This window comes from Clostridium sp. LS3 (genome assembly GCF_055330225.1).
Genome location: NZ_CM143921.1, coordinates 385,598 through 408,396 on the forward strand (window position 1 = coordinate 385,598; position 22,799 = coordinate 408,396).

Sequence of the window (22,799 nt, forward strand, 5' to 3'; positions counted from 1 at the left end):
CTTAGATAATCCTTAATAAATTCTTAATAAGTGTATCTTAATATAATATTAAAGATTTATTTTTTTGTAAAAATAATATTTATGATTATATTAGCAAAAATAATACATTTATAAAAATTTAGAGGGGGATACAGGTTTGGAGAAAATTAAGGGGAGATTTACTAAATTCTTTTTAACTATACTAAAAGTATTAATGATAATAGTTATAATTGCCTGTAGTAAATATATTGAGGGTTTTAATAAAAATTCTATGATGATAGGAATTTTTTTATTAAGCATCATAGCTATAGAGTTTTATATTATAAAAAAGAATATAAGTTATAAAAAACAAATATTATTAATATTACTTTGTGGATTTATTTTAAGAAGCTTATGGTTATTAAATGTAAATAGCTTTCCAGTATCAGATTTTAGAGTTATTTATGAATCTGCACAAGATTTTTTAAATGAAAGTACAAGTATGTTTTGGGGAGATTCATATATAGCCAGGTTTCCACATTTAACAGCAATGGTACTTTATATGGCTTTAATGATTAAAATATTTCCAATTAATAATATATTAATGATGAAAGTTGTTAACTTATCATTAAGTGTTTTAACAATATACATTATATATTTAATAGTTAAAGAAATATTTAATTCAAATAAAAAAGGGGTCTATGCAGCTGCATTAGCATCAGTATTTCCACCATTTGTAGCTTATCCAGCTGTTTTTTGTACAGAGAATATAGCAATACCATTATATTTGCTTAGTGCATATATATTTATACTTGTTCTTAAAGGAAAGAAAAATAAATATTATCTAATTTTATCAGGAGTAATATTATCTTTTGGGAATTTATTTAGAATGGTAGCACTAATAATGATAATTGCGTATGGAGTGTATATAATAATTTATTCAAAAGATAAAATAGTTCATAAAATAAGAAATATAGCATTATATAGTGTTCCCTATTTTATGTTTTTATTTTTAATAAGCTTCACATTACAAAGCTTAAAAATTACAGAATTTCCATTATGGAAAGGAAGTGAGCCTAAAATAACAAACATATTAAAGGGAACTAACATTGAAAGTGGCGGTAGATGGAATGAAGAAGATGCATCTATCCCTGAAAAATACAATTATGATTATGAAAAGGTGAAGGAAGCTAGTGCTCAAATTATTAAAGATAGATTAACTACAACTTCGCCTATAGAGTTAGTAAAATTTTATATTAAGAAATTTGCATTGCAATGGAATGAGGGGGACTTCGGAGGAATCTATTGGACAAAATTAGATGTTCCAGAGGAAGATATAATAGTAGATGTTTCATTAGAAGCTCCACAAATTATTTATTTAATTATGATGATTCTTATATTTTTAGGAATTTTAAATAGAAAGAATAATAGAGAAAATCAAGAGATGAATTTATTTTACATAATATTATGTGGGTATGGTGTTATGTATTTAGTAACAGAATCACAAGGAAGATATTCTTATATTATTTCATGGGTATTTATAATTTTAGAAGTAGAAGGAATAAACTTTTTATTAAAAATATTTAATAAAAGACCTAATGAAAAGTTTGAGAAAGAAGAGAAATTGGAGAAAGTTGCTTAAATGAAAAAAATTAATAAAAGAATATTATGGATAAGTATAACATTTAGTATTTTATATATAAAAAGTTTGACTTTAACATTTATGAGTGCTTCAAATAGTGGTTTTAGTTTCTATGGTATCCCTTTTGATATAAGGCTTATGATAGCTCATTTAGCTATATTAGGAATAATTATATTTCCTAGCTTAATATTTAAAGGTAAGGCTTCAATAAGATATCTAATTGCTATAAATTTAATATACTCTATTTTTATGATTTTTGACATATGGTCATATAGAGGTACAGGGTATTTGTTAGAGTTAAAGTATTTATTTTTCAAAGATGGATTTAACCCTTTAAATGGAAGGATCATTAATCCAGGATTTATAGATATAGTTTATATAATAGATATTCCAATAATGATATTTTATTGTAAAAGGTTAAAGGGAAATGTTAATTTTAAAAGAAACTTTAGGGGAGCGATATTAGGGTTAATTACTTGCATAGCAATAATATGTTCATCTCATTATTTATTTGATATAAAAGGAGTTTTAAATGGGAAAATAAGATTCTTTCAAGAGGATTGGCAGGCTTCCTGGAGTCCAGCTCAAAGGCTTTCTAATAGATCACCTCTTGGACATCATATATATGAATCTTATAAAACCTTAAAGAAAGTTAATAAAAAAGTTGATTATGATGAAATAAAAGAAATTGATGAATGGTTAGCATGGAATAAGGAAACAGTTGAAGATAATGAATATAAAGGAATAGCAAAAGGTAAGAATATTGTGTTTCTTCAAATTGAATCCTTAGAAAACTTCGTTATAAATCAAAAGGTATATGACCAAGAGATAGCACCTAATATGAATGAAATTATAAGAAAAGGATTATATTTCAATAATATTCATGAGCAAAATAATGCTGGAAATAGTATTGATATGGATATGATGGCTGCATCAGGGGTATTACCTTTAGGGGATGTTATAACATATTTAGAATATCCAGAAGTAAAGTATAAGTCCTTTCCAAGGCTTTTAGAGGAAGAGGGATATAATACTATTTTAACTCATGCTGAAAGAGCTGGTGATTGGAATTGGGCAGAGGCTGGAAGATCAGCAGCAGGTTATAATGAAGTTTGGGATATAAAGAAATATAAGATAGATGAGTATGCAGGATTTGGTTTATCAGATAGAAGTTTGTATACTCAATTTAGTGGAAAGATTTCAAAATTAGAAGAGCCCTTTTTAGCAGTCGTACCAACATTAACAAGCCATGGGCCTTTTGATATAGATAAGAAATATAGAGAACTAGATTTACCAAAAGAGTTAGATGAAAATAAGTTGGGCGGATATTTTCAAAGTGTTAATTATGCAGATAAGCAAATAGGATTATTTTTTGAGTTATTAGAACAAAATAATATGTTAGACAACACAATAGTTGTAATATATGGCGATCATGGTGGAGTGCATAAATACTATATGGAAGATGTTGAAAGTACAGATATGCCAGGAGATTGGTGGCAAGCAAAAGATAACGAAGTTCCTCTTATAATATATGGAAAAGATATACCAAGTAAAACTATAAGTACTTATGGAGGACAAATAGATATAGTGCCAACAGTTTCATATTTATTAGGTATTGATACAAAGGATTATTATATGGGAAGAAATTTATTAACAACCAAAAGAAATGCAACAGTTATAAAAGGTGGAATAGTAGTTGGTAATCCATCTAAAGAAGAAGAAGTAAGATTAGAGCAGGCTTATGATATAGCTGATAAAATTATAAAAAATAATTACTATGTAAATACCAATAAAGTAAAATAATTAGATTATGCTGTAAACTAAAATATATAGTTTATACTTTGAGCGGAGGATTTTTATGGATAAGATATTATATTTAGTTATTCCTTGTTATAACGAAGAAGAAGTTTTGTCTGAGACAAGTACGAGACTTCTAGACAAGATAAATACAATGATTAACAATGAAGATATATCAAAAGAAAGCAAAATACTATTTGTAAATGATGGATCAAAGGATAAGACTTGGGATATAATTGAAGGTTTATATAATAAGAATAGTATATTTAGCGGAGTTAACCTTTCAAGAAATAAAGGGCATCAAAATGCACTATTAGCAGGACTTATGGTTGCAAAAGAACATGCAGATATGGTTATATCACTAGATGCAGATTTACAAGATGATATTAATGTAATAGATGAATTTGTTAAAGAATATTATTCTGGAAGTGATATAGTATATGGTGTTAGAAGCTCAAGAAAAACAGATACTTTTTTTAAAAGAACAACAGCTTTAGGATATTATAAAGTTATGAATAGGTTAGGTGTAGATTTAATTTATAATCATGCTGATTATAGGTTAATGAGCAAAAGAGCTATTGAAGGTTTAAGTGAATTTAAAGAAGTAAATTTGTTTTTAAGGGGGATAGTTCCTTTAATTGGGTATAAGTATTCTATTGTAGAGTATGAAAGACATGAAAGATTTGCAGGGGAATCTAAGTATCCATTAAAAAAGATGTTAGCTTTTGCGTGGGATGGAATAACATCTTTTAGTATAAAACCAATAAGGATAATTACAAGCTTAGGGTTTTCTATATTTATACTTAGTTTAATAGCATTAGTATATTCTTTAGTAGTAAAATTTATGGGAAAAACTCAAGCTGGTTGGACATCGTTAACAATTTCAATTTGGATGATAGGAGGAATACAACTTCTTTCATTAGGGGTTATAGGGGAGTATATTGGAAAGATATATAATGAAACTAAGAGTAGACCAAGATATATTATAAAAGAGATATTAATTGATGATAAAGAAGAGTAGTAGGTGCAAGTTAATTGAATAGTTTAATAGATAAAATTAAAAAAATATTTATTACGAAAGAGTTTATAATGTTTTTAATAATAGGTGTTATTAATACTTTTAATGGAGTAATTTTTTCTTATGTATATTCAAATATGTTAAATGAAAATATTGCTTTTGTGTTTGGATATGTTTCAGGATTAATCGTAGCATATATACTAAATAGCTATCTAACTTTTAAGGAAAAGCTGGCTTTTAAGAAGTTTATAAAATTTACAATATCATATATACCTAATTTTATAATTCAAAACATAGTAGTAATAATAACCTTTAACATTATGGGTTTGGATAAGCTTATAGCATATATACTAGCAGCAATATTAGGAATTCCAGTAACTTTTATATTGTTAAAATTTTTTGCATTTAAAAAAGAACAAAATGAATAGTTAAAAAGGCTTATTTAATTTATATCAATAATATAAATTGAATAAGCCTTTTTAAGTAAACTTAATTATAAATAAATACGATAATTGTTTTTAAAGGAGTTCTAGGGCTTCACTTAAAATTTTTCCAAGAGAATCGTTAATTACTAAATTAGCTTTATTATCAGCAGATGTAGAACTTTTATTTATTAAAATAAGATTCTTACCCCTAAAATAGTCTATAAGTCCAGCAGCTGGATAAACAACAAGGGATGTTCCACCAATAATTAAAGTATCAGCATGAGAAATAGCATTAACTGCACATCTAATTACATCATCATCTAAGCCTTCTTCATAAAGAACTACATCAGGCTTGACAGTTCCATCACATTTAGTACAAGTTGGTACTTCTTTAGAATTTAAAATAAAGTCAGCATCATAAAAAGCATGACATTTGACACAGTAGTTTCTATGAACTGATCCATGAAGTTCATAAACATTTTTACTTCCAGCGGCTTGATGAAGTCCATCTATATTTTGAGTTATAACAGCTTTTAATTTTCCCATTTCTTCAAGCTTAGCCAATGCAATGTGTGCGCCATTAGGTTTAGCTTCAGGGTAAATAAGCTTAGCTTTATAGAAGTTAAAAAACTCTTTAGGATATCTCATATAAAAGCTATGAGATACTAATTGTTCAGGAGTAAAAGTTATATTAAGCTTTTCATTAAATAATCCATTGGAACTTCTAAAGTCAGGAATTCCTGATTCAGTGGATACACCTGCACCACCAAAGAAAACTATGTTGTTACTTTCTTTTAAAATTTGTGTTAGCTTCTCTATATTATTGTACATTAAATCATCTCCAAATTATATTTATTAGTTTTATTATGACATAAGATAATAGAAAGGGAAATTAAAAAAAGATGGTATTGGATGGAAAAAATATAATGTAATTTATAATGAATTAAGTAAGATGCTTTATATTATATGAGGTGCATGAAATAAGAAAAATTTTAAAAACATATAACTTTCTGCATATTTAAATAGTAGATAGAAATTTTTTTGCTTAATAAAATTATTGATAAAATCAGTAAAATCAAGGGTTTACAAAGGGGGTAACGAAACGCGTACCCCTTTAAATATATATAAAATAATTTGTGAAGTGAGGTTTATATATAGATTTTAAAGACATATAAGAGTTTTAAAGAATACTTTGTATGTCTTTATAAAATACTGATGGGATACTGATTAGAGTAAATGGTATGGTATTCATTACTGATATATCCCTTAAGTCCTTGAAAAATCAAGAATGTTAAGTTTGGTTGACAAATTTCCAAGTATAATTGGTCGCAAGTTTTAAAGATAAAATATAAACTTTGTTGTAAGAGAAGATATATTATTTTCTTAAAAAAGAATTGGGGGACAGAATTTATGAAAAAAATTATAATTAGGATTAATCCTTTTAAAAAAGATGAGGGTGATATTAGTAAAGGATTATATGTGATTAAGAAGTTACTTGGATTTTTTTTAGTATATATATCATCTATGATTATTGGAGAAGTTATAGTAGTATTTGGATTAAATCTAGCAGGATATGATTTTTTACAAGGTGAAATGCCTAATGATGATATTATGATGTTAATTAAGTATTATGGATTTTCAATTCATCTAATAATAACAATTTTATATTGTAAGTTTATAGAAAATAGAGACGTAGAAAGTATGGGGATTGAAAAAGCTAACATAGTAAAGTCATATTTTTTAGGTACAGGAATAGCAATGATGCTACTTAGTATTATATTTACTTTATGCTTAATAAGTGGTTCTATTTTCTATAATGGAGAAAACAATGATATAAGTGTTATTTTAATTTTATTGTATCTTGGAGGATTTGGTATTCAAGGAGCAATGGAAGAAGTTATGTGTAGAGGTTTTTTAATGAATTCACTTAGATGTAAAGTATCTATACAAATAGCAATACTAATTAGTTCTTTTATGTTTACTTTTCCGCATTTATCAACGCTTTTTCAATTTAGTATATTAGTTAGAATAATAGGAATAGTTAATTTATTATTATTTTCAATTATGGTATCTTTATTGATGATTAAGTATAATAATATATGGGTGTCATGCGCTGTTCATAGTGTTTGGAATTTTGTGCTTGCAATTATAATAGGTATTAATGTAAGCGGCTCAAATAAAACATCGTCAGTTTTTAACTTTAATGTTAACAAAAGTATAGAGTTATTAAGTGGTGGTCAATATGGATTTGAAGCCGGATTAATTTGTACAGTGGTATTAAGCTTATTCATTATAATGTTATTAAGAAAGGGTAAAGGGGAGAGATATGGCATTTAGCAATAAATTATATTCCTTGAGGAAGCAGAAAGGTTTGTCTCAAGATGAATTAGGTAGTAAGTTAAATGTTTCAAGGCAGACAATTTCTAAGTGGGAGCTTGGAGAAACTACACCGGAGTTAGAGAAATTAATAGCGGTAGGTGATTTTTTTCAAATATCTCTAGATGAATTAGTAATGGATGCAAAAGAAAGAGAGAGTACAAAAATAGATTCATCAAGAAAGAGTAATTTAGAAACAATAATTGATAGTATTGATAGAGAAAAAGTTAAGATATCTACGAAGAAAATATCTAAAGTAGTGCTGATAATTATAGGAATAATTTTTGTGATTGATTTCATTTCAATTATTGTATATTTTATATTTTATGGTTTTCCATCATAAAAATTTATATATTAGACTATCTGTACAATCTAGAATTAAGTTATAGACATGCATGAATTTTAAAATATTCTGTATGTCTTTATTTTATAGTGTGAAGTTTTCAATGAGATTCTATTAATGTATTAACATCTATAAAGAAAATAATAATATTCTTATTTAAGATAAATTTTCACACTAATTATTAACATCTTCTAATTACTATCATTAGTTGCATTATGGCATAAACAATTATATAAATTAAGTAAAAATAAAAAGGATAATATTGGTATAACATATGGTATTATATTAATAAAGATTAATTGTATTTTATAAGGAGAAAAATATGGAGATTATAGTTAAATTACTTGAAGAATCTGATTTAAATGAGTTATTAGCTTTTGAAATAGAAAATAAAGCTTTTTTTGAGGAAACACTTCCACCAAGAGGTGATGAGTATTATGAGATGGAAAATTTCAAGGAAATAATAAAGGAATTAGTTGAAGAACAAAAAAATGATATTGTATATATGTACTTAATAAAAGATTTAAAAGGAAAAGTAATAGGAAGAATAAATATTACATCAATACAAAGGGGTAGTTTTAATAAAGCTGAATTGGGATATAGAATAGGTAAGGATTATCAAGGTAAGGGAGTTGCAACAAATGCAGCAAAAATAGTATTAGAAAAATCACTAAAAGAACATAAACTACACAGGATAGAAGCAGGAACAAGCTCTGACAATATAGGTTCTCAAATAGTATTAATAAAAAATGGATTTCAATTTGTTGGTAAATATAATAAGTATATTTATCAAGGAGATAAATGGCATGATAGCATACTTTTTGAGAGAGTGTTAGATTAAAAGAGTTTATATTATTAGGAAAATTTAAATTATAATAATTCATATAAAGATATACAAAAGGTTTTAGTAAGTAGACTTTCAGTATATCTTTATTATTTAAGAATATTATAATTCAAATTTAAAATTGTAAAAAATATTATCTTGAAAGGAGTTTGTAATGAATTTTAATAGGATAATAATTATTGGATGCGGAGGAAGTGGAAAATCAACTCTTGCAAGAAAATTATATGAAAAAACAAATTTACCAATAGTTCATCTTGATAAATTGTTTTGGCGAAAAGGATGGCAATCAATATCAAGGGAAGAATTTAATAAATTATTGCAAATAAAATTAAAAGAAGATAAGTGGATAATTGATGGAAATTTTGATAGAACTATAGAAGAACGTCTTAATAGATGTGATACTGTTATTTTCTTAGATTATCCGAGAAGAACTTGTTTAATTAGTGCAATAAAGAGGGTAATAAGTAATTATGGGAAAGTTCGTCCCGATATGGGAGAAGGATGTCCAGAAAAATTTGATTTTGAATTCTTAAAATGGATATGGAACTTTAATAAGGAGCATAGAGATAAGTATTATCAATTACTTAAAGAGATAGAAAATAAAAAAATATATATTTTTAAAAATAGAAAAGAGTGTAATGAGTTTTTAACGAAATTTTAATTAATAATACATATAAATATTTATTATAAATAAAGGAGGGAAAAGATGATAGATAGGTATATCTATGCAGTTACAAGCAAGTTACCTAAGAACGTAAGAAAAGAAGTTGGGGATGAAATTAGAGAATTAATATACGATATGATGGAAGATATTCATGACTTTAATTCAGAGGAACAAAGAATATATAAGGCATTAGAAAAGTTAGGAGATCCTGATGTATTAGCTAATAAATATAGGGGAAAAGAAAGATATTTAATTGGACCAAATTATTTTAATAAGTATATATTTGTTATGAAAATAGTTCTAGTTTCTATATTTATAGGCATATCCATATCTACAGTAGTAGGTGGAATATCATCTAGAGATAGTATTGGAGGAATTATAGGAAGTTATATAGCTACTTTAATGTCAGCTTTATTGCAAGGAGCTGCATGGGTAACAGGTATTTTTGCTCTTTTAGAATATAATGGAGTAGCTATAGATAATGTTAAAGGCAAAGAAAAATGGAATCCATCAGAATTGCCGGATTTACCAAATAAAAAGTCAATAATACCAAAAAGTGAGCCTATTTTTAGTATTATATTTTCAACTATATTTTTCTCTATATTATATTTTCAACCTCAATATTTTGGAATATATTATAAAAAAAGCGGATTGGCTATAAAGTCAATATTTAATTTAGATACTTTTGAATCTATTAAGATAATAATTTTAATAATATTTATAATAGGAATAGTTAAAGAATTAATTAAATTAGTTATAGGAAAATGGACGATTAAGTTATCTGTTATATATTCATTATTAACAACTTTAACCTCAATATTGTTAATAAAAATAATATTAAATGATTTAATTTGGAATAATGATATAATACAAAAAGCAGAGGGATTTATTAAAGTACCATGGGATAGAGTTATTTTAATTACTATAATCATTATAGTAATTACTACAGTTATAGATATATTAACATCTTTATATAAAGGGTTTAAATACGGAAAATAAAATAAGGTGTAGCTATAAATAATAGCTACATTTTTTTGTTACTAAATATATAAAATAAATTATTTAAGAATATATTTAGTAATGTTAACTTGACATTTAGAGCCAATAGTTTAAAATTGATGTAAGGTAAACTTTACGGAGGTTTTTATGAAAAATAGATTAAAAGAATTAAGAGAAACTTTAGGGTTAACTCAAGAACAGTTAGGAAATCTTATTGGAGTATCAAGGCAAGCTATTAATGCAATTGAGACAGAAAAATATGAGCCATCAATATGGATTGCTTATGATTTATCTAAAGTTTTTAATTGCACTATTGAAGAAGTATTTCTTTTTGAAGAAAGTGAGAAAAAATCTAGATCTCAGCAAAGTAGAGGTGTTGTTTAATGGCTATAAGACAAATCAGAACTTTTGAAGATGAAATATTAAGAAAAAAGAGTAGAGAAGTTGAAGTTATAGATGAAAGAATAAGACAAATATTAAATGACATGGCAGATACTATGTATAATACTGAAAATGGTGGTGGATTAGCAGCTCCACAAGTAGGTATATTAAAAAGATTAGTAGTTATAGATATGGGGCAAGGTCTTATAAAATTAATTAATCCTAAAATAGTAAAAAGAGAAGGAGAGCAAGAAGTTATAGAAGGATGTTTAAGTTCTCCAAATGTATGGGGAAAATTAAAAAGACCAGCAAAAGTTACTTTGCAAGCATTAAATGAAAATGGAGAAAAAATAGAAATAACAGCTACAGGAGATTTAGCAAAATGTTTTTGCCATGAAATAGATCATTTAGATGGAATTCTATTTACAGACTTAGTTACAGAGTTTATAAATTAATAAATAGCAAAAATTAATTTTAGTATTTTTAAGTTTTAATAATTTTGAATAATTTTTATATTAGCTTATTGATATTTAATAATCTAAATAAAACAAATACAAAAAAGATAGTAATAGGATTTTAAATAATCCTATATACTATCTTTTTTATTTATAAAATTTTATTACAAGCTTATACAATATATTAAAGAAAATAATATGCTAATTAATAATAAAATAACTGATAAATCTATTCTTAGAGAACTACTGTTATTAGTTTCCAAATATATCACCTCATTTAATTTATATCCAATTTAAAGCATTTTAAACAAAGTGTGCAAATTTTCTAAAGTTGCTATTATTTAAATTAATAATCAACTGATTGTTGATCATGTTTGCCATATTAAAATATATTTAGATATTCAACTATCAATATTTTGTATTGGAATAAAAAACTACACAGCTTCGTTATTACATTTAGTTTATTTTCTTAAAAATTTCTTGTGTTTTTCTGATTTCTTTATTACTTCTATTGATTAGTTTTTTTACATAATGTATATTTTAAGACATGCTAAACTCTATAGTAGATTAATTAATTTACAACTTTGAAACAATCAGGATATACTTTCGATAAGTTCATTAATAATATAATTTTTAGAATTTAAGATTTAGAAATTAGGGGATGTTTTATATGAATACTAAAAAGAGAAATATAAGTAAGAGAAATTTAAATTTGAGAATAAAGAGAAAAAAAAGAAGAAAAGTTAAATTAATAGTTTCTATTTTGTGTGGATTAGCATTGCTTACCATAGCGATGACTAAGTTATATAATGATAAAGATCAATATTTAATTTTAGTAAATAAACAGAATAAAGTTGGTTATAAACATACACCAAATGATTTAACTGTGCCATATGTTAGATTTAATGCTTCTAGTGATATGGATAAGAATATGAGGTTAGAGGCAGCTAATGCATTAGAAAATATGTTTAATGATGCTGAGAGAGATGGAATAATTCTTTTTGGAATTTCAGGATATAGATCTTATGAGTATCAACAGAGTGTATATGACAATAGTGTAGCTACGCAAGGACAAGATTATACGAATAAATATGTAGCAATACCTGGAACTAGTGAACATCAAACTGGATTAGCTATGGATGTAGCATCAGAAGGTTATTTTTCTTTAGATAGTAACTTTGAAGAGTCAGATGCATTTAGATGGCTTTCACAAAATATGAGTAACTATGGTTTTATAATTAGATATCCTAAGGGGAAAGAGGATATAACTGGATATAATTATGAACCATGGCATTTAAGATATGTAGGTGTAGGACCAGCAAAAGAAATAACTGACAATGGCTTGACATTAGAAGAGTATTTAGAAAGATAATCGTTATAATTAGGTGATTATATAATATTTTCTAAGGGAAAAGTATGTCCTCAAAATAAAAAACTCAGCGATATAGCTGAGTTTTATTTTTAATTATTCATTAGTAATTCTTAATTATCAGTTGTTTCTCTTAGCATATATTCTTTCCAATCACCATTCTCAATATAAATAGCTTCATCTTGGAATTTTGGATCTATATTCTCATTATAAAAATAAGAATAACAATTTTCATAGCTTTCATCATCATTTAATTTAACCTTTACAAGGTTTCTTAAGTATTCATTATTTGGATTATTTTCATCTGAAAATCCTTCCATTTTATCAATAGCTTTTAGTGTTGAATCATAATCTTCAAATTCAACAACTTCTCCTACTATAGTAGTGTCACCAGGCAATACTGCTGGATAACCTTTATAGGGCATATGGTATAATTCAAAGCCACTTATCTCAGCAGGTCGTATAGATTTAACTTTTCCTTTTAAGTAAAGGTCATAGTTAAAAAAGCCTTCTCTTAAGCTACCATAAACAAAAATATTTACATTTTGATTCATTAGCAAATAGTTCCACCTATAGTTTTTATATCTGATGAATTTTCTATAACTGCTTTTATGCTAAGTTCTAAGCCTTTAGCTATATCATCTATTGACATAGATGGCATATTAGGCTTTGTAGTTACTTGAGATGGAATATATGGTACGTGTATAAATCCACCTCTTATATTTGGATATTTTTTATCTATTAAGTATAAAACTCCATACATAACGTGATTACAAACAAAAGTTCCAGCGCTATTAGAAATAGAAGCAGGAATACCATTATCATTCATTTCTTTAACCATAGCTTTAATAGGTAGGTTTGAGAAATATGCTGATTCACCATCTTCGTAAATAGATATATCTATTGGTTGATTGCCTTCATTATCTTTAATTCTTGCATCATCCATATTTATAGCAACTCTTTCTGGAGTAATTCCAAATCTTCCTCCAGCTTGTCCTATAGATATCACTACATCTGGGTTATGCTTAATTATATTTTTTTCAATTGTTTCTAATGATTTTCTAAATACAGTTGGGATTTCTAATTTTATTATTTCACTCCCTAAAAGAGTATCAGGTAATTTTTTTACAGCTTCTAAAGCTGGATTTATATTTTCTCCACCAAAAGGATCAAATCCTGTAATTAATATTTTCATATAAAAGCCTCCTTTAAAATCTAAAATGCTAAGAAGTACATAAGTGGTATATGAATTGCAAGTAAGACAATTGCAAATACAGCTTGTGCTTTTATAACAGCATTTTTATCTTTAGTTTCTAATAAAGCTACTGGCAATACATTAAAGTTTGCAGCCATAGGTGTTAATAGTGTTCCACAGAAACCAGCTGTCATAGCTAACGCTGATGCAACTATAGGATCTCCGCCTTGAGCAAATACAAAAGGAACTCCTATACCAACTGTTATAACTGAGAAGGCAGCAAATGCATTACCCATAATAGCAGTAAATATAGCCATACCTAAGCAATAAGCTGTTATTCCTATTAATACGTTACCTTCAGGAATAACGCTTGAAATCATATTTGATATAATGTCTCCAACACCAGCAACGGTAAATAACGCGCCAAGAGCAGCTAGAAGTTGAGGTAATATTGCAGTAGCTCCAACAGCTTGGAACATTCTATCACTATCTTCTATAAACTCACTAGGTTTAGCCTTAGTTATTAAGAAGGTAGATATTAAAGCAACTATTGCTGAAATACCTACAGCAGCTACGCCTGAAATTGGTGTAAATTGAGCAATAATTAAAGCAACTAAAGCAATTATTAATGAAGGGATAAATATTTTTATACCTATCTCATTTGCTTTTAAGTTTGCAAAGGTACTGTCTAATTCTTTTATGCTTCCAATATTAATTTGATTAAAGGCAGCTAGGATACCTATTATTACAATAAGGAATCCTGTTACAACTGAAGGAATGTATTTGCCTAGTATAAATATAACACCAAGTATTCCCCAAAATAAAGCAGTACCATATTTAGTTTTATGATTCTTGTCTTTTAAAGTAAACATCATAGTAAGGATAAAAAACAAACCTACTATAATGTAGAATATTTCTAATAGTATATTTGAAAACATCTTAATATCCATAAATTTTTCCTACCTATTTTTATATTTTTTAGCTAGTTTCTTATCTAGTAAATAGTTTTGTATAACTCCTAAAATAAAAGCTATTACAGCTATAGGAATTGAAGCTTTAGCAACTTGTAATGCATCAACATTATAGCCTAAAGTCTCTAATGTACCAGCTATAAGAAGAACTCCTGAGTTTGCTAAAAATACATTTTGTCCAAAGAAATTACCATAGTTATCAGCGGCTGCTGAATGAGCTTTAATTAAATCTTCATCTTCATCATCAAGTTCACCATATTTAGAGATAGCAGCTCCTTGAGCCATAGGATTAATTAGTGGTCTTACAAATTGAGGATGTCCACCAAGTTTAACTGCAAGGGCAGCAGATACTTCCCTAATCAATAAATATCCAGAGATAAGTTTACCCGTGGATAAACCTTTTACTTTCTTTATTAGCATAATTGCTTTTTCTTTTAGTCCGTATCTTTCACATAATCCTATTACAGGTAATGTTAAAAGAAATAAACTCATTTCTCTTTTTTGTACGAAGGTTTGACCTAAAGTTGTAAGTATTTCAGAAACACTCATATCAGCAATTAAACCAGTTACAATACCAGAAACAATTACAACTGCTATTGTATTAAACTTTAGAGCGAATCCTACAATTATTATTAATATTCCTATTAATGCCATATTTATCGAATCCTTTCGAAATTTATAATTAATTAAATAAATTTGTTATATATTGAACATTTGTTTAATTATACAACTAATTTTGTATAAAATCCATAGAAAAAGATAAAAATTTATAATTTGGAATTATTATGATTCTTAGTATTAATATATTAATTTAATATTAAAATAGAAAATTAGGAATTATTTTAGAGTGCTTGAACATATAATATATATTGGAAATTTTAAATATTTAAGTAAAATATCTATTTCTTAGAAAGAATTATGTATTGAAAGAAAAAATGAGGTTAATGGTCGTGTTAGATAGTTACATGTAATAATTGACTAAAAGAAATATATTTTGCTTATAATAAAGCTAGTGCTTTTATTATGTACAATATATAATGATAAAGTAACAGGGAGTTGATTTTATGAAGAAGGAAACAAAAGATTTAAATCAATATAAGTTACTAAATAATATGATAAATAATTTAATAAATAAAAATAAATTAGAAAAAAATAATAAAAAAACATTTACATTATAAAAAAGTTGTGATACTATAAAAACGTAATTAAATAAGTAGTGTGTTACTGGTTATGCAGGCAAGGACTAAAAATATTATAGATATAGCTATATCTATAAGGTTTTGGTCCTTTTTTTATTTTTTATAATACTATTTAAAAAAGGTTTCATAACTTTATGGCAAAATGGAAATAATAAATCCATAGTAGCAAAAACTACTTAGCAGCTTATTTTTATATTTATATAAAATTTATTTAAGGAGGAATTATAAATGCTACAATTTTTACAAAGAATCGGTAAAGCAATCATGCTTCCAATAGCAGCTTTACCAATAGCAGGTATTTTACTAGGAGTTGGTGGTGCATTATTAGGAATATCAGGATTAAACAATCCACCAGCAGTTTATCAACCACTTATAGCTTTTGTTAGTATTCCAGCTGTTACAGCAGTATTAACAATAATGAAAAATGTTGGGGATATAATATTTGGAAATTTACCATTATTATTTGCAGTAGGTGTTGCTGTTGGACTAGCTAAAAAAGATAAAGGAACAGCAGCATTAGCATCAGTATTTGGATTCATAGTAATGAACCAAGTTATCTCTTCAATGTTAACTTTAGGATTAACTCAATTAGGCGTTGTTACTGCAAAAGAAGTTGGTGCATATGGAACTTATGTAACTACTAACTTAGGTATATTCACATTAAATATGTCAGTATTTGGTGGTATTATAGCAGGTATAGTTACAGCATTATTACATAATAAATATCACACAATACAATTACCACAAGTTATTGGATTCTTCTCAGGATCAAGATTTGTACCGATAATAACATCATTAGTTATGGCTTTAGTTGGAGCACTTTTAGCTTTCGCATGGCCAGTAGTACAAAATGGTATAGTAGGACTTTCAGAATTAGTTAGAAATGCAGGAGCAGTTGGAACATTCTTCTATGGAGTTATTGAAAGAGCATTAGTTCCATTTGGATTACACCATGTATTCTATACACCATTCTGGTTTGGATCATTTGTTGAAGGAAATATTTTAGTAAATGGAACATGGCAAACAGTTGCAGGAGCTAATACAGCTTACTTTGCTCAATTATCAAATATGGGTAGTTTAGTTGGTGCTTCATCAGCAGATATGGCAACAGTAGTTGCAGGTACTACAAGATTTATGGCTGGTAAGTTCCCATTTATGATATTTGGTCTTCCAGCAGCAGCTTTAGCAATGTATAAGGCAGCAGCTCCAAGCAAGAAGAAAATTGTTGGATCACTATTAATTTCAGCAGCAGTAACATCAATGTTAACAGGTATTACTGAACCGATTGAATTTACATTCTTATTCGTTGCTCCAGTATTATACGGAGTACACTGTATATTAGCAGGTTTATCATTTATGTTAATGGATATATTAAATGTATTCATAGGTATGACATTCTCAGGTGGTCTAATAGACTTTACTTTATTCGGTTTATTACCAGCAGGAGCTGGAGTACCAACTAACTGGATAATGGTTATAATTGTTGGTGCAGTATATGCAGTAGTTTATTACTTCTTATTCTTATTCATGATCAAGAAATTCAACTTAAAGACTCCAGGTAGAGATGAAAGTGAAGAAGAAACTAAGCTTTACACTAAAGCAGATTACCAAGCTAAAGCTGGAATCCCTCAAGCTGATATAAATGAAAAAGCTAAGGGTAAAAACAACGAAATAGTTGAAAAAGCTCCAGCAGTATTAGCAGCTTTAGGTGGAGAAGAAAATATAGTTAGTGTTGATGCTTGTATAACTAGATTAAGAGTTGAAGTTAAAGATAAAGCAAATGTAAATAAAGATGAATTAAAATCTTTAGGAGCAGCAGGTGTAGTTGAAGTTGGAAATGGAATTCAAGCTATATTTGGAGCTAAAGCAGATGCTTATAAAAATGAAATTAAAAATATCTTAGATCTTGATTAATAGTTAGTGCATATGGCTTTTAAATAAAGAGTAAAAAATCGTTAATTCTTATAAATAGAATTAACGATTTTTTTATATAAAATGTTAGATTTATGATGGACTTTTTATAATAAATTTTAGTTAGATGACTTTGATTTGCTTAAATTCAATATATATAATGCTTTTTAATCATTATATATTGGATTTAAGTATTAGACATAATTATTGCTAAATGTTAAATTAGTGATAAAGATAAGTAGAAATTATATTATAGATATATTAAATTAGCAAACTTTTAAGGAATAGAAGTGAATATTATATAAGTTATAGAAAAAAATAAATTTAATTAAGATTTTAGATTCAGAACTAATTTTAAAGTAGGGGTGATTAAAAATGAAAAAATTTAAATTAATCATTATTACAATTATAATAATCTTTTTAGGAGTAATATCAGTTACATATATAAATAAATCTAAAGCAATTCCTAAGATTACAACAGCAACAACAACATCAAATTCAGATCTTGCTTTTGCTGTGTTAGGAGATGTTCATGAGAATATTGATCATTTTCAAAAGGCTATTAATGATTTATATACAATAAATCCTAATATGGATGCATTAGTGTTAAATGGTGATGTTGTAGATCAAGGATTAGATGAACAATATGATTCAGTACAAAAAGCTTTAGATAAAAATAAAGAGTTCTTACCTGGAACAATTATTAAAAATATTGGGAACCATGAATTTTTTGATTATAATATTGAAACGAATTCTCCAGAGCAAGTTCAAATATTTATAAATAAATATCTTGAGTTTTCTGGAGAAGAAAAGGTATATCATGATAAATGGGTAAAAGACTATCATTTTATATCGCTAGGATCTGAAGATGGTAATTCTGAAACTTTAAATTCAGTAACAGCATTTATATCTAGTAAGCAATTAGAATGGTTCAAAGAAAAACTAGCTGAAAATCATCAAAAAGGAAAGCCGATATTTGTATTTCTACATCAACACTTAGATTATGGTAATAATTCATGGATTGGTGTTAAACAAAGTGAAGAAATTAAAGAGATATTAGCACAATATCCAGAAGTAATAATGTTTGCATCTCACACTCATAGTGACTTGAATGAAAACAGTGTAATTTTAAACAAACCATTTACAATAGTTAATACAGGAGCTGTTCATTATACTATTATACCTGATCAAAATGAAGAAAAGGGTTACAAGAGAGAAGCAGACTATATTAAAGGAATTTATATTGAAGTAAATGGTAATAATGTTACCATTAAAGGTAGGAATATAGAAGAAAAACAATGGATATTTAATACGGAGATTGTTAATTAGTGAACTTGATTAAATAGTGTCAATATATATATTATAATAATATAATGTGCATGATTTATAAATATAGGAATAATAGGTCTTGGGGGAGCTTTAGGAACTATAAATGCATCAGCATGTATTTTAAGAGATGTAATAAATATATCAAAAGGCATTTGTATTTAATTTTGAATGAAGTGTACTTAAATTTATTATCTGTATCTCGGCAGGCAGTTTCGAAATGGGAGTCTGGTCAAACATATCCTGAAATAGAGAAATTAATAGTGTTAAGTGATTTGTTTAAAATAACATTAGATGATTTAGTAAGAGATGGAGATATTACATGTGAGAATAAAGATAATGATGAAATTAAATTAGAAAATGAGATTTATGAAGATTCTGAAGAAAAGGATGAATTTATAATGGTAGGAGGATTTATTGTAGGTACTGCAATTGGATTGCTTACAGGTAATCTTATGTTTGGAGCAGTAGCGGCATTTTTGGGACTTGGATTATCCTATATTATAAAGGGAATTAGAAAGTATAGTTGACTAAATATTTACAAACTATCTGACTTAAGGAGAATATTATGAATAAAGAAGATAAAAGAAAATTAAGAAATGAAATATTATCAATAAGAGATACTTTAGTTAAGAACAAAAAAGAATATATGGATAATAATATATTTAATAAGTTAGTAAATAGTGAACTATATAAAAATGCCAAGAGTATTTTTATTTATATAAATTTTAGTAATGAAATAAATACAATAAACATAATAGAAAAAGCATTAAATGATGGAAAAGAGGTTTTTATTCCTAAAATATATAAGGGTAATAAATCTATGAAAGCAATAAAGTTTAATTCATTTAATGAATTAAAGAAAAACTCCATGGGAATATTGGAGCCATACGATGATTCTAATTTTATAGAAAAAACAAATATAGATTTAATAATAGTTCCAGGAGTAGTCTTTGATAATAAAGGAAATAGGATAGGATATGGCGGAGGTTATTACGATAGATATTTAGAAGATATAAAATATAAAAATAATAAAGTGGCCTTAGCTTATGATCTTCAAATAGTAGAAAGTATAGATGCCGAGGCACACGATGTTAAGATAGATTATATAGTTACTAATACTAAAATTATAGATAAATTTTAATTAGTAGTTGAAAATTTTGAGAATGATGCATATATAACAAAGGTAAGGGTTACATTAGGATAAGATTTTGGGGAGTGTCAAAGTCTATTTAATGCGTACTTAACAAATTTAGGTTTTAGAAACTTCTCATTTAAGAACGGAAATGTATTCTCAAAATGCTTTAGAATTGGCTAAATGTCTAGAAAAACATCTTAAAATAAAGTAGGTTAAAATTATTCATACCTTGAAACAAGTTCATAATATGAATGGGGGGAACGAAACGTGCACCCCTTTTTATAAATTAAAGATATAATAAAGTGGTTCATACAAGTTAGATTATATAATACAAAACAATCTAACTTTTTCTTATTTAGTTCTTTAAAGTTTTATATTTTAAATTTAGCAATACTTTTGATATAATAAATAATATTAAATAAGAAAAAGCAATGAAAGTTATTAGTGATAAGAAATAAAATTCTAATTGATTTAATTATTAAATATAGAATACAAATTAATTATAGGGAGTGGTTTGTTATGTTTACAAAGGAAGAACTTCAAATTCTTAATGATGCTTTAAAAATGGCTGAAGAAAATTGTACAAAATTATTAGAATCAAGTACAAATAATAAAGATAGAATGGTAGCTTATAATAGGAAGCAAAAGAAAATATGGTTACTTCAAAATAAGATGAAAAAACTTATTGAAGAAAATAAATAATGAAAAAAGCAGGTATTTGAAGTTAATCAAATACCTGCTTTATATTATTTTTCTTTATTTGCTATTTCTAAGATTAATCTATTCTTTAATTCTGAAACTGGAATTGCACCTTCTTCTCCATTTTTTCTGCTTCTTACTGAAGCCTCATTGTTAGCAGTTTCTTTTTCACCAACAACTAAAATGTAAGGGATTCTTTCAAGTCTAGCTTCTCTAATTTTATAGCCGATCTTTTCTGCTCTGTAGTCTCCAGAAATTCTTATTCCTGCATTTTTGAAATCTTTAACTATAGACTCGGCATAGTCATTATATTTATCAGAAATAGGAAGAACTATTGCTTGAGCAGGAGCAAGCCAAGTTGGGAATGCACCAGCATATTTTTCAATAAGCATAGCTAAAGTTCTTTCATAACATCCAATTGAAGATCTATGAATTATATATGGACGTTTCTTATTACCATCTTTATCTATATAAGTCATCCCAAATCTTTCTGCAAGAGCAAAGTCGATTTGAATAGTGATTATTGTATCTTCTTTTCCATGAACATTTTTAAATTGAATGTCGAGTTTAGGTCCGTAGAATGCAGCCTCACCCTCAGCTTCTACGTAGTTAATGCCAAGATGATCTAATATTCCTTTCATTAACACTTGAGTATCTTCCCAGGCTTCAGGGTTATTTATATACTTTTCAGTGTTCTTTGGATCCCATTTAGAGAATCTAAATGAAATATCTTCATCAATTCCTAAAGTAGACATTATATGATTTATTAACTCAACACAACCTTTGAATTCTTCTTCAATTTGATCAGGTCTACAAACTATATGACCATCAGATAAAGTAAATTGTCTTACACGAATTAATCCATGCATTTCACCTGATGATTCGTTTCTATATAAAGTAGAAGTTTCAGCATATCTTATTGGTAACTCTCTATAGCTGTGTTGCTCAGCATTATAAATAGTATATTGGAATGGACAAGTCATAGGTCTTAATGCCATAACTTCTGGATCATGGTCTTCATCACCTAAAACAAACATACCGTCTTTATAGTGATCCCAGTGTCCTGAAACCTTAAATAAGTCATTTTTAGACATAGAAGGAGTTTTAGTAAATACATAACCTCTTTTTTCTTCTTCATCCTCAACCCATCTTTGAAGAAGTTGTATCATTTTTGCTCCCTTAGGCATTATTAATGGTAATCCTTGACCTACATTTTCATCAGTTGTAAATATTTTAAGTTCTCTACCTAATTTATTATGATCTCTCTTTTTAGCTTCTTCTAATGCTTCTAAGTGAGCATCTAAATCAGCTTTCTTTAAGAAGGCTGTTCCATATACTCTTGAAAGCATTTTATTCTTTTCATTACCTTTCCAGTAAGCACCTGCACTTCTAATAAGTTTAATAGCTTTAACTGATTTTAATGACATTAAATGAGGACCTGCACATAAGTCAACAAAGTCACCCATTTTATAGAAAGATATAACTTCATTTTCGTCTAAGTCATTTATTAATTCAACCTTATATGGTTCATTAGCTTCTTCCATAAGCTTTATTGCTTCAACTCTTGGTAATTCAAATCTTTCGATAGAAGGATTTTCTTTTATTATTTTTTTCATTTCATCTTCTATTTTAACTAAGTCTTCAGCTGTAAATGAATTTTCTACATCAAAATCATAATAGAAACCATCACTTATAGCAGGTCCTATAGCTAGTTTTGCATTAGGATATAATCTTTTAACTGCATAAGCTAAAACATGAGATATACTGTGTCTTAATGCATCTTTTCCTTCTTGAGAATCAAATGTGCAAATTGCAAGTTCGCTATCTTGATTTACAACATAACGTAAATCTACAACCTCTCCATTAACTATTCCACAACAAGCATTTCTAGCTAAGCCTTCACTAATTGATTTAGCTATATCTAAAACAGAAATACTAGCTTCAAATTCTTTTACTGATCCATCTTTTAAAGTAATTTTAATCATATTTATTTCTCCCTTCGTAATACAAATTTAAAAAGTAAATAAAAAAACTCCCGTCTCTTCTATATAAATAGAAGGGACGAGAGTATAAATTCTAATTTTCCCGC

Annotated in this window: 23 protein-coding genes, 1 pseudogene and 1 other annotated feature (1 of these 25 cut by a window edge); of the genes and pseudogenes, 18 read left to right on the top strand and 6 right to left on the bottom strand. The window is 27.0% G+C overall.

Annotated elements, in window-relative coordinates; translation table 11 throughout:
- Positions 1 to 136: 136 nt before the first annotated feature.
- Genes ACZJV1_RS02010 through ACZJV1_RS02025 form a run of 4 tightly spaced genes read left to right on the top strand, consistent with a single transcriptional unit; the run spans position 137 to position 4,843 of the window.
- On the top strand, positions 137 to 1,600 hold the full coding sequence (locus ACZJV1_RS02010; RefSeq protein WP_463651254.1) for a glycosyltransferase family 39 protein: 1,464 nt from the start codon (positions 137 to 139) through the stop codon (positions 1,598 to 1,600).
- Positions 1,601 to 3,403 carry an LTA synthase family protein gene (locus tag ACZJV1_RS02015; protein WP_463651255.1) on the top strand — a complete coding sequence of 601 codons (1,803 nt, stop codon included), beginning with the start codon at positions 1,601 to 1,603 and terminating at the stop codon, positions 3,401 to 3,403.
- 55 nt (positions 3,404 to 3,458) lie between these two features.
- Positions 3,459 to 4,418 (top strand): glycosyltransferase family 2 protein, encoded by a 960-nt coding sequence (locus ACZJV1_RS02020; protein WP_463651256.1) that lies wholly within the window; start codon positions 3,459 to 3,461, stop codon positions 4,416 to 4,418.
- Between the two features lie 14 nt (positions 4,419 to 4,432).
- A complete protein-coding gene (locus tag ACZJV1_RS02025; protein ID WP_463651257.1) occupies positions 4,433 to 4,843 on the top strand; it encodes a GtrA family protein in 411 nt (136 codons plus the stop codon).
- A gap of 90 nt (positions 4,844 to 4,933) precedes the next feature.
- Here the strand turns inward: ACZJV1_RS02025 and ACZJV1_RS02030 are convergent, their stop codons facing one another.
- Positions 4,934 to 5,671: an NAD-dependent protein deacylase gene (locus ACZJV1_RS02030; RefSeq protein ID WP_460289034.1), complete on the bottom strand. Its 738-nt coding sequence runs from the start codon at positions 5,669 to 5,671 to the stop codon at positions 4,934 to 4,936.
- Between the two features lie 579 nt (positions 5,672 to 6,250).
- Here ACZJV1_RS02030 and ACZJV1_RS02035 point away from each other — a divergent pair.
- From ACZJV1_RS02035 to ACZJV1_RS02070, 8 genes are all read left to right on the top strand, one after another.
- On the top strand, positions 6,251 to 7,177 hold the full coding sequence (locus ACZJV1_RS02035) for a lysostaphin resistance A-like protein (RefSeq protein ID WP_463651258.1): 927 nt from the start codon (positions 6,251 to 6,253) through the stop codon (positions 7,175 to 7,177).
- Entirely contained in the window at positions 7,167 to 7,559 is a 393-nt protein-coding gene (locus ACZJV1_RS02040) for a helix-turn-helix domain-containing protein (RefSeq protein WP_411169616.1), read from the top strand. The genes ACZJV1_RS02035 and ACZJV1_RS02040 overlap by 11 nt, the downstream gene beginning before the upstream one ends.
- A gap of 322 nt (positions 7,560 to 7,881) precedes the next feature.
- On the top strand, positions 7,882 to 8,400 hold the full coding sequence (locus ACZJV1_RS02045) for a GNAT family N-acetyltransferase (protein WP_411169617.1): 519 nt from the start codon (positions 7,882 to 7,884) through the stop codon (positions 8,398 to 8,400).
- Between the two features lie 157 nt (positions 8,401 to 8,557).
- A complete protein-coding gene (locus ACZJV1_RS02050) occupies positions 8,558 to 9,064 on the top strand; it encodes a DNA topology modulation protein (RefSeq protein WP_411169618.1) in 507 nt (168 codons plus the stop codon).
- A gap of 45 nt (positions 9,065 to 9,109) precedes the next feature.
- Positions 9,110 to 10,066 carry a hypothetical protein gene (locus ACZJV1_RS02055; RefSeq protein ID WP_463651259.1) on the top strand — a complete coding sequence of 319 codons (957 nt, stop codon included), beginning with the start codon at positions 9,110 to 9,112 and terminating at the stop codon, positions 10,064 to 10,066.
- Positions 10,067 to 10,213: 147 nt separating this feature from the next.
- Positions 10,214 to 10,450: a helix-turn-helix transcriptional regulator gene (locus ACZJV1_RS02060; RefSeq protein WP_463651260.1), complete on the top strand. Its 237-nt coding sequence runs from the start codon at positions 10,214 to 10,216 to the stop codon at positions 10,448 to 10,450.
- Positions 10,450 to 10,902: a peptide deformylase gene (gene def, locus ACZJV1_RS02065; protein WP_411169621.1), complete on the top strand. Its 453-nt coding sequence runs from the start codon at positions 10,450 to 10,452 to the stop codon at positions 10,900 to 10,902. Before ACZJV1_RS02060 ends, def begins: the two co-directional genes overlap by 1 nt.
- A gap of 670 nt (positions 10,903 to 11,572) precedes the next feature.
- A complete protein-coding gene (locus tag ACZJV1_RS02070; RefSeq protein WP_460289039.1) occupies positions 11,573 to 12,274 on the top strand; it encodes a M15 family metallopeptidase in 702 nt (233 codons plus the stop codon).
- 110 nt (positions 12,275 to 12,384) lie between these two features.
- On the opposite strand, the gene ACZJV1_RS02075 is transcribed toward ACZJV1_RS02070, so the two are convergent.
- The 4 genes from ACZJV1_RS02075 to ACZJV1_RS02090 are packed head-to-tail and all read right to left on the bottom strand — an operon-like array spanning position 12,385 to position 15,091.
- The gene (locus ACZJV1_RS02075; RefSeq protein WP_463651261.1) at positions 12,385 to 12,825 is read right to left on the bottom strand and encodes a gamma-glutamylcyclotransferase family protein; all 441 of its coding nucleotides are present in this window, start codon (positions 12,823 to 12,825) and stop codon (positions 12,385 to 12,387) included.
- Positions 12,825 to 13,466 carry a pyroglutamyl-peptidase I gene (gene pcp, locus ACZJV1_RS02080; RefSeq protein WP_411169624.1) on the bottom strand — a complete coding sequence of 214 codons (642 nt, stop codon included), beginning with the start codon at positions 13,464 to 13,466 and terminating at the stop codon, positions 12,825 to 12,827. Before pcp ends, ACZJV1_RS02075 begins: the two co-directional genes overlap by 1 nt.
- 20 nt (positions 13,467 to 13,486) lie before the next feature.
- Entirely contained in the window at positions 13,487 to 14,416 is a 930-nt protein-coding gene (locus tag ACZJV1_RS02085) for a DUF979 domain-containing protein (RefSeq protein WP_460289041.1), read from the bottom strand.
- Positions 14,417 to 14,425: 9 nt separating this feature from the next.
- The gene (locus ACZJV1_RS02090) at positions 14,426 to 15,091 is read right to left on the bottom strand and encodes a DUF969 domain-containing protein (protein WP_460289042.1); all 666 of its coding nucleotides are present in this window, start codon (positions 15,089 to 15,091) and stop codon (positions 14,426 to 14,428) included.
- A 773-nt stretch (positions 15,092 to 15,864) separates the two neighbouring features.
- Between ACZJV1_RS02090 and ACZJV1_RS02095 the strand changes: the two genes are divergently transcribed.
- From ACZJV1_RS02095 to ACZJV1_RS02120, 6 genes and pseudogenes are all read left to right on the top strand, one after another.
- Entirely contained in the window at positions 15,865 to 17,550 is a 1,686-nt protein-coding gene (locus ACZJV1_RS02095) for a PTS transporter subunit EIIC (RefSeq protein WP_463651262.1), read from the top strand.
- A gap of 372 nt (positions 17,551 to 17,922) precedes the next feature.
- Positions 17,923 to 18,876 (top strand): metallophosphoesterase family protein, encoded by a 954-nt coding sequence (locus ACZJV1_RS02100; RefSeq protein ID WP_463651263.1) that lies wholly within the window; start codon positions 17,923 to 17,925, stop codon positions 18,874 to 18,876.
- A 113-nt stretch (positions 18,877 to 18,989) separates the two neighbouring features.
- Positions 18,990 to 19,124 (top strand): annotated as a pseudogene (locus tag ACZJV1_RS02105) (hypothetical protein); the annotation flags it as partial.
- 12 nt (positions 19,125 to 19,136) lie between these two features.
- Positions 19,137 to 19,403: a hypothetical protein gene (locus tag ACZJV1_RS02110; protein WP_463652181.1), complete on the top strand. Its 267-nt coding sequence runs from the start codon at positions 19,137 to 19,139 to the stop codon at positions 19,401 to 19,403.
- A 38-nt stretch (positions 19,404 to 19,441) separates the two neighbouring features.
- A complete protein-coding gene (locus ACZJV1_RS02115; RefSeq protein ID WP_463651264.1) occupies positions 19,442 to 20,017 on the top strand; it encodes a 5-formyltetrahydrofolate cyclo-ligase in 576 nt (191 codons plus the stop codon).
- Positions 20,018 to 20,530: 513 nt separating this feature from the next.
- A complete protein-coding gene (locus tag ACZJV1_RS02120) occupies positions 20,531 to 20,713 on the top strand; it encodes a hypothetical protein (protein WP_460289046.1) in 183 nt (60 codons plus the stop codon).
- Positions 20,714 to 20,757: 44 nt separating this feature from the next.
- Here ACZJV1_RS02120 and thrS read toward each other — a convergent pair whose 3' ends face one another.
- Positions 20,758 to 22,695 (bottom strand): threonine--tRNA ligase, encoded by a 1,938-nt coding sequence (gene thrS / locus ACZJV1_RS02125; protein WP_463651265.1) that lies wholly within the window; start codon positions 22,693 to 22,695, stop codon positions 20,758 to 20,760.
- Positions 22,696 to 22,764: 69 nt separating this feature from the next.
- Positions 22,765 to 22,799 (bottom strand) — a binding site (T-box leader) (it continues 178 nt past the right edge of the window).

Excerpts from the sequence above, each read along its gene's own strand:
- ACZJV1_RS02015 (WP_463651255.1), top strand. The coding sequence starts at position 1,601 with ATGAAAAAAATTAATAAAAGAATATTATGGATAAGTATAACATTTAGT.
- ACZJV1_RS02020 (WP_463651256.1), top strand. The coding sequence starts at position 3,459 with ATGGATAAGATATTATATTTAGTTATTCCTTGTTATAACGAAGAAGAA.
- ACZJV1_RS02030 (WP_460289034.1), bottom strand. The coding sequence starts at position 5,671 with ATGTACAATAATATAGAGAAGCTAACACAAATTTTAAAAGAAAGTAAC.
- ACZJV1_RS02035 (WP_463651258.1), top strand. The coding sequence starts at position 6,251 with ATGAAAAAAATTATAATTAGGATTAATCCTTTTAAAAAAGATGAGGGT.
- ACZJV1_RS02040 (WP_411169616.1), top strand. The coding sequence starts at position 7,167 with ATGGCATTTAGCAATAAATTATATTCCTTGAGGAAGCAGAAAGGTTTG.
- ACZJV1_RS02045 (WP_411169617.1), top strand. The coding sequence starts at position 7,882 with ATGGAGATTATAGTTAAATTACTTGAAGAATCTGATTTAAATGAGTTA.
- ACZJV1_RS02050 (WP_411169618.1), top strand. The coding sequence starts at position 8,558 with ATGAATTTTAATAGGATAATAATTATTGGATGCGGAGGAAGTGGAAAA.
- ACZJV1_RS02055 (WP_463651259.1), top strand. The coding sequence starts at position 9,110 with ATGATAGATAGGTATATCTATGCAGTTACAAGCAAGTTACCTAAGAAC.
- ACZJV1_RS02060 (WP_463651260.1), top strand. The coding sequence starts at position 10,214 with ATGAAAAATAGATTAAAAGAATTAAGAGAAACTTTAGGGTTAACTCAA.
- def (WP_411169621.1), top strand. The coding sequence starts at position 10,450 with ATGGCTATAAGACAAATCAGAACTTTTGAAGATGAAATATTAAGAAAA.
- ACZJV1_RS02070 (WP_460289039.1), top strand. The coding sequence starts at position 11,573 with ATGAATACTAAAAAGAGAAATATAAGTAAGAGAAATTTAAATTTGAGA.
- ACZJV1_RS02075 (WP_463651261.1), bottom strand. The coding sequence starts at position 12,825 with ATGAATCAAAATGTAAATATTTTTGTTTATGGTAGCTTAAGAGAAGGC.
- pcp (WP_411169624.1), bottom strand. The coding sequence starts at position 13,466 with ATGAAAATATTAATTACAGGATTTGATCCTTTTGGTGGAGAAAATATA.
- ACZJV1_RS02085 (WP_460289041.1), bottom strand. The coding sequence starts at position 14,416 with ATGGATATTAAGATGTTTTCAAATATACTATTAGAAATATTCTACATT.
- ACZJV1_RS02090 (WP_460289042.1), bottom strand. The coding sequence starts at position 15,091 with ATGGCATTAATAGGAATATTAATAATAATTGTAGGATTCGCTCTAAAG.
- ACZJV1_RS02095 (WP_463651262.1), top strand. The coding sequence starts at position 15,865 with ATGCTACAATTTTTACAAAGAATCGGTAAAGCAATCATGCTTCCAATA.
- ACZJV1_RS02100 (WP_463651263.1), top strand. The coding sequence starts at position 17,923 with ATGAAAAAATTTAAATTAATCATTATTACAATTATAATAATCTTTTTA.
- ACZJV1_RS02115 (WP_463651264.1), top strand. The coding sequence starts at position 19,442 with ATGAATAAAGAAGATAAAAGAAAATTAAGAAATGAAATATTATCAATA.
- ACZJV1_RS02120 (WP_460289046.1), top strand. The coding sequence starts at position 20,531 with ATGTTTACAAAGGAAGAACTTCAAATTCTTAATGATGCTTTAAAAATG.
- thrS (WP_463651265.1), bottom strand. The coding sequence starts at position 22,695 with ATGATTAAAATTACTTTAAAAGATGGATCAGTAAAAGAATTTGAAGCT.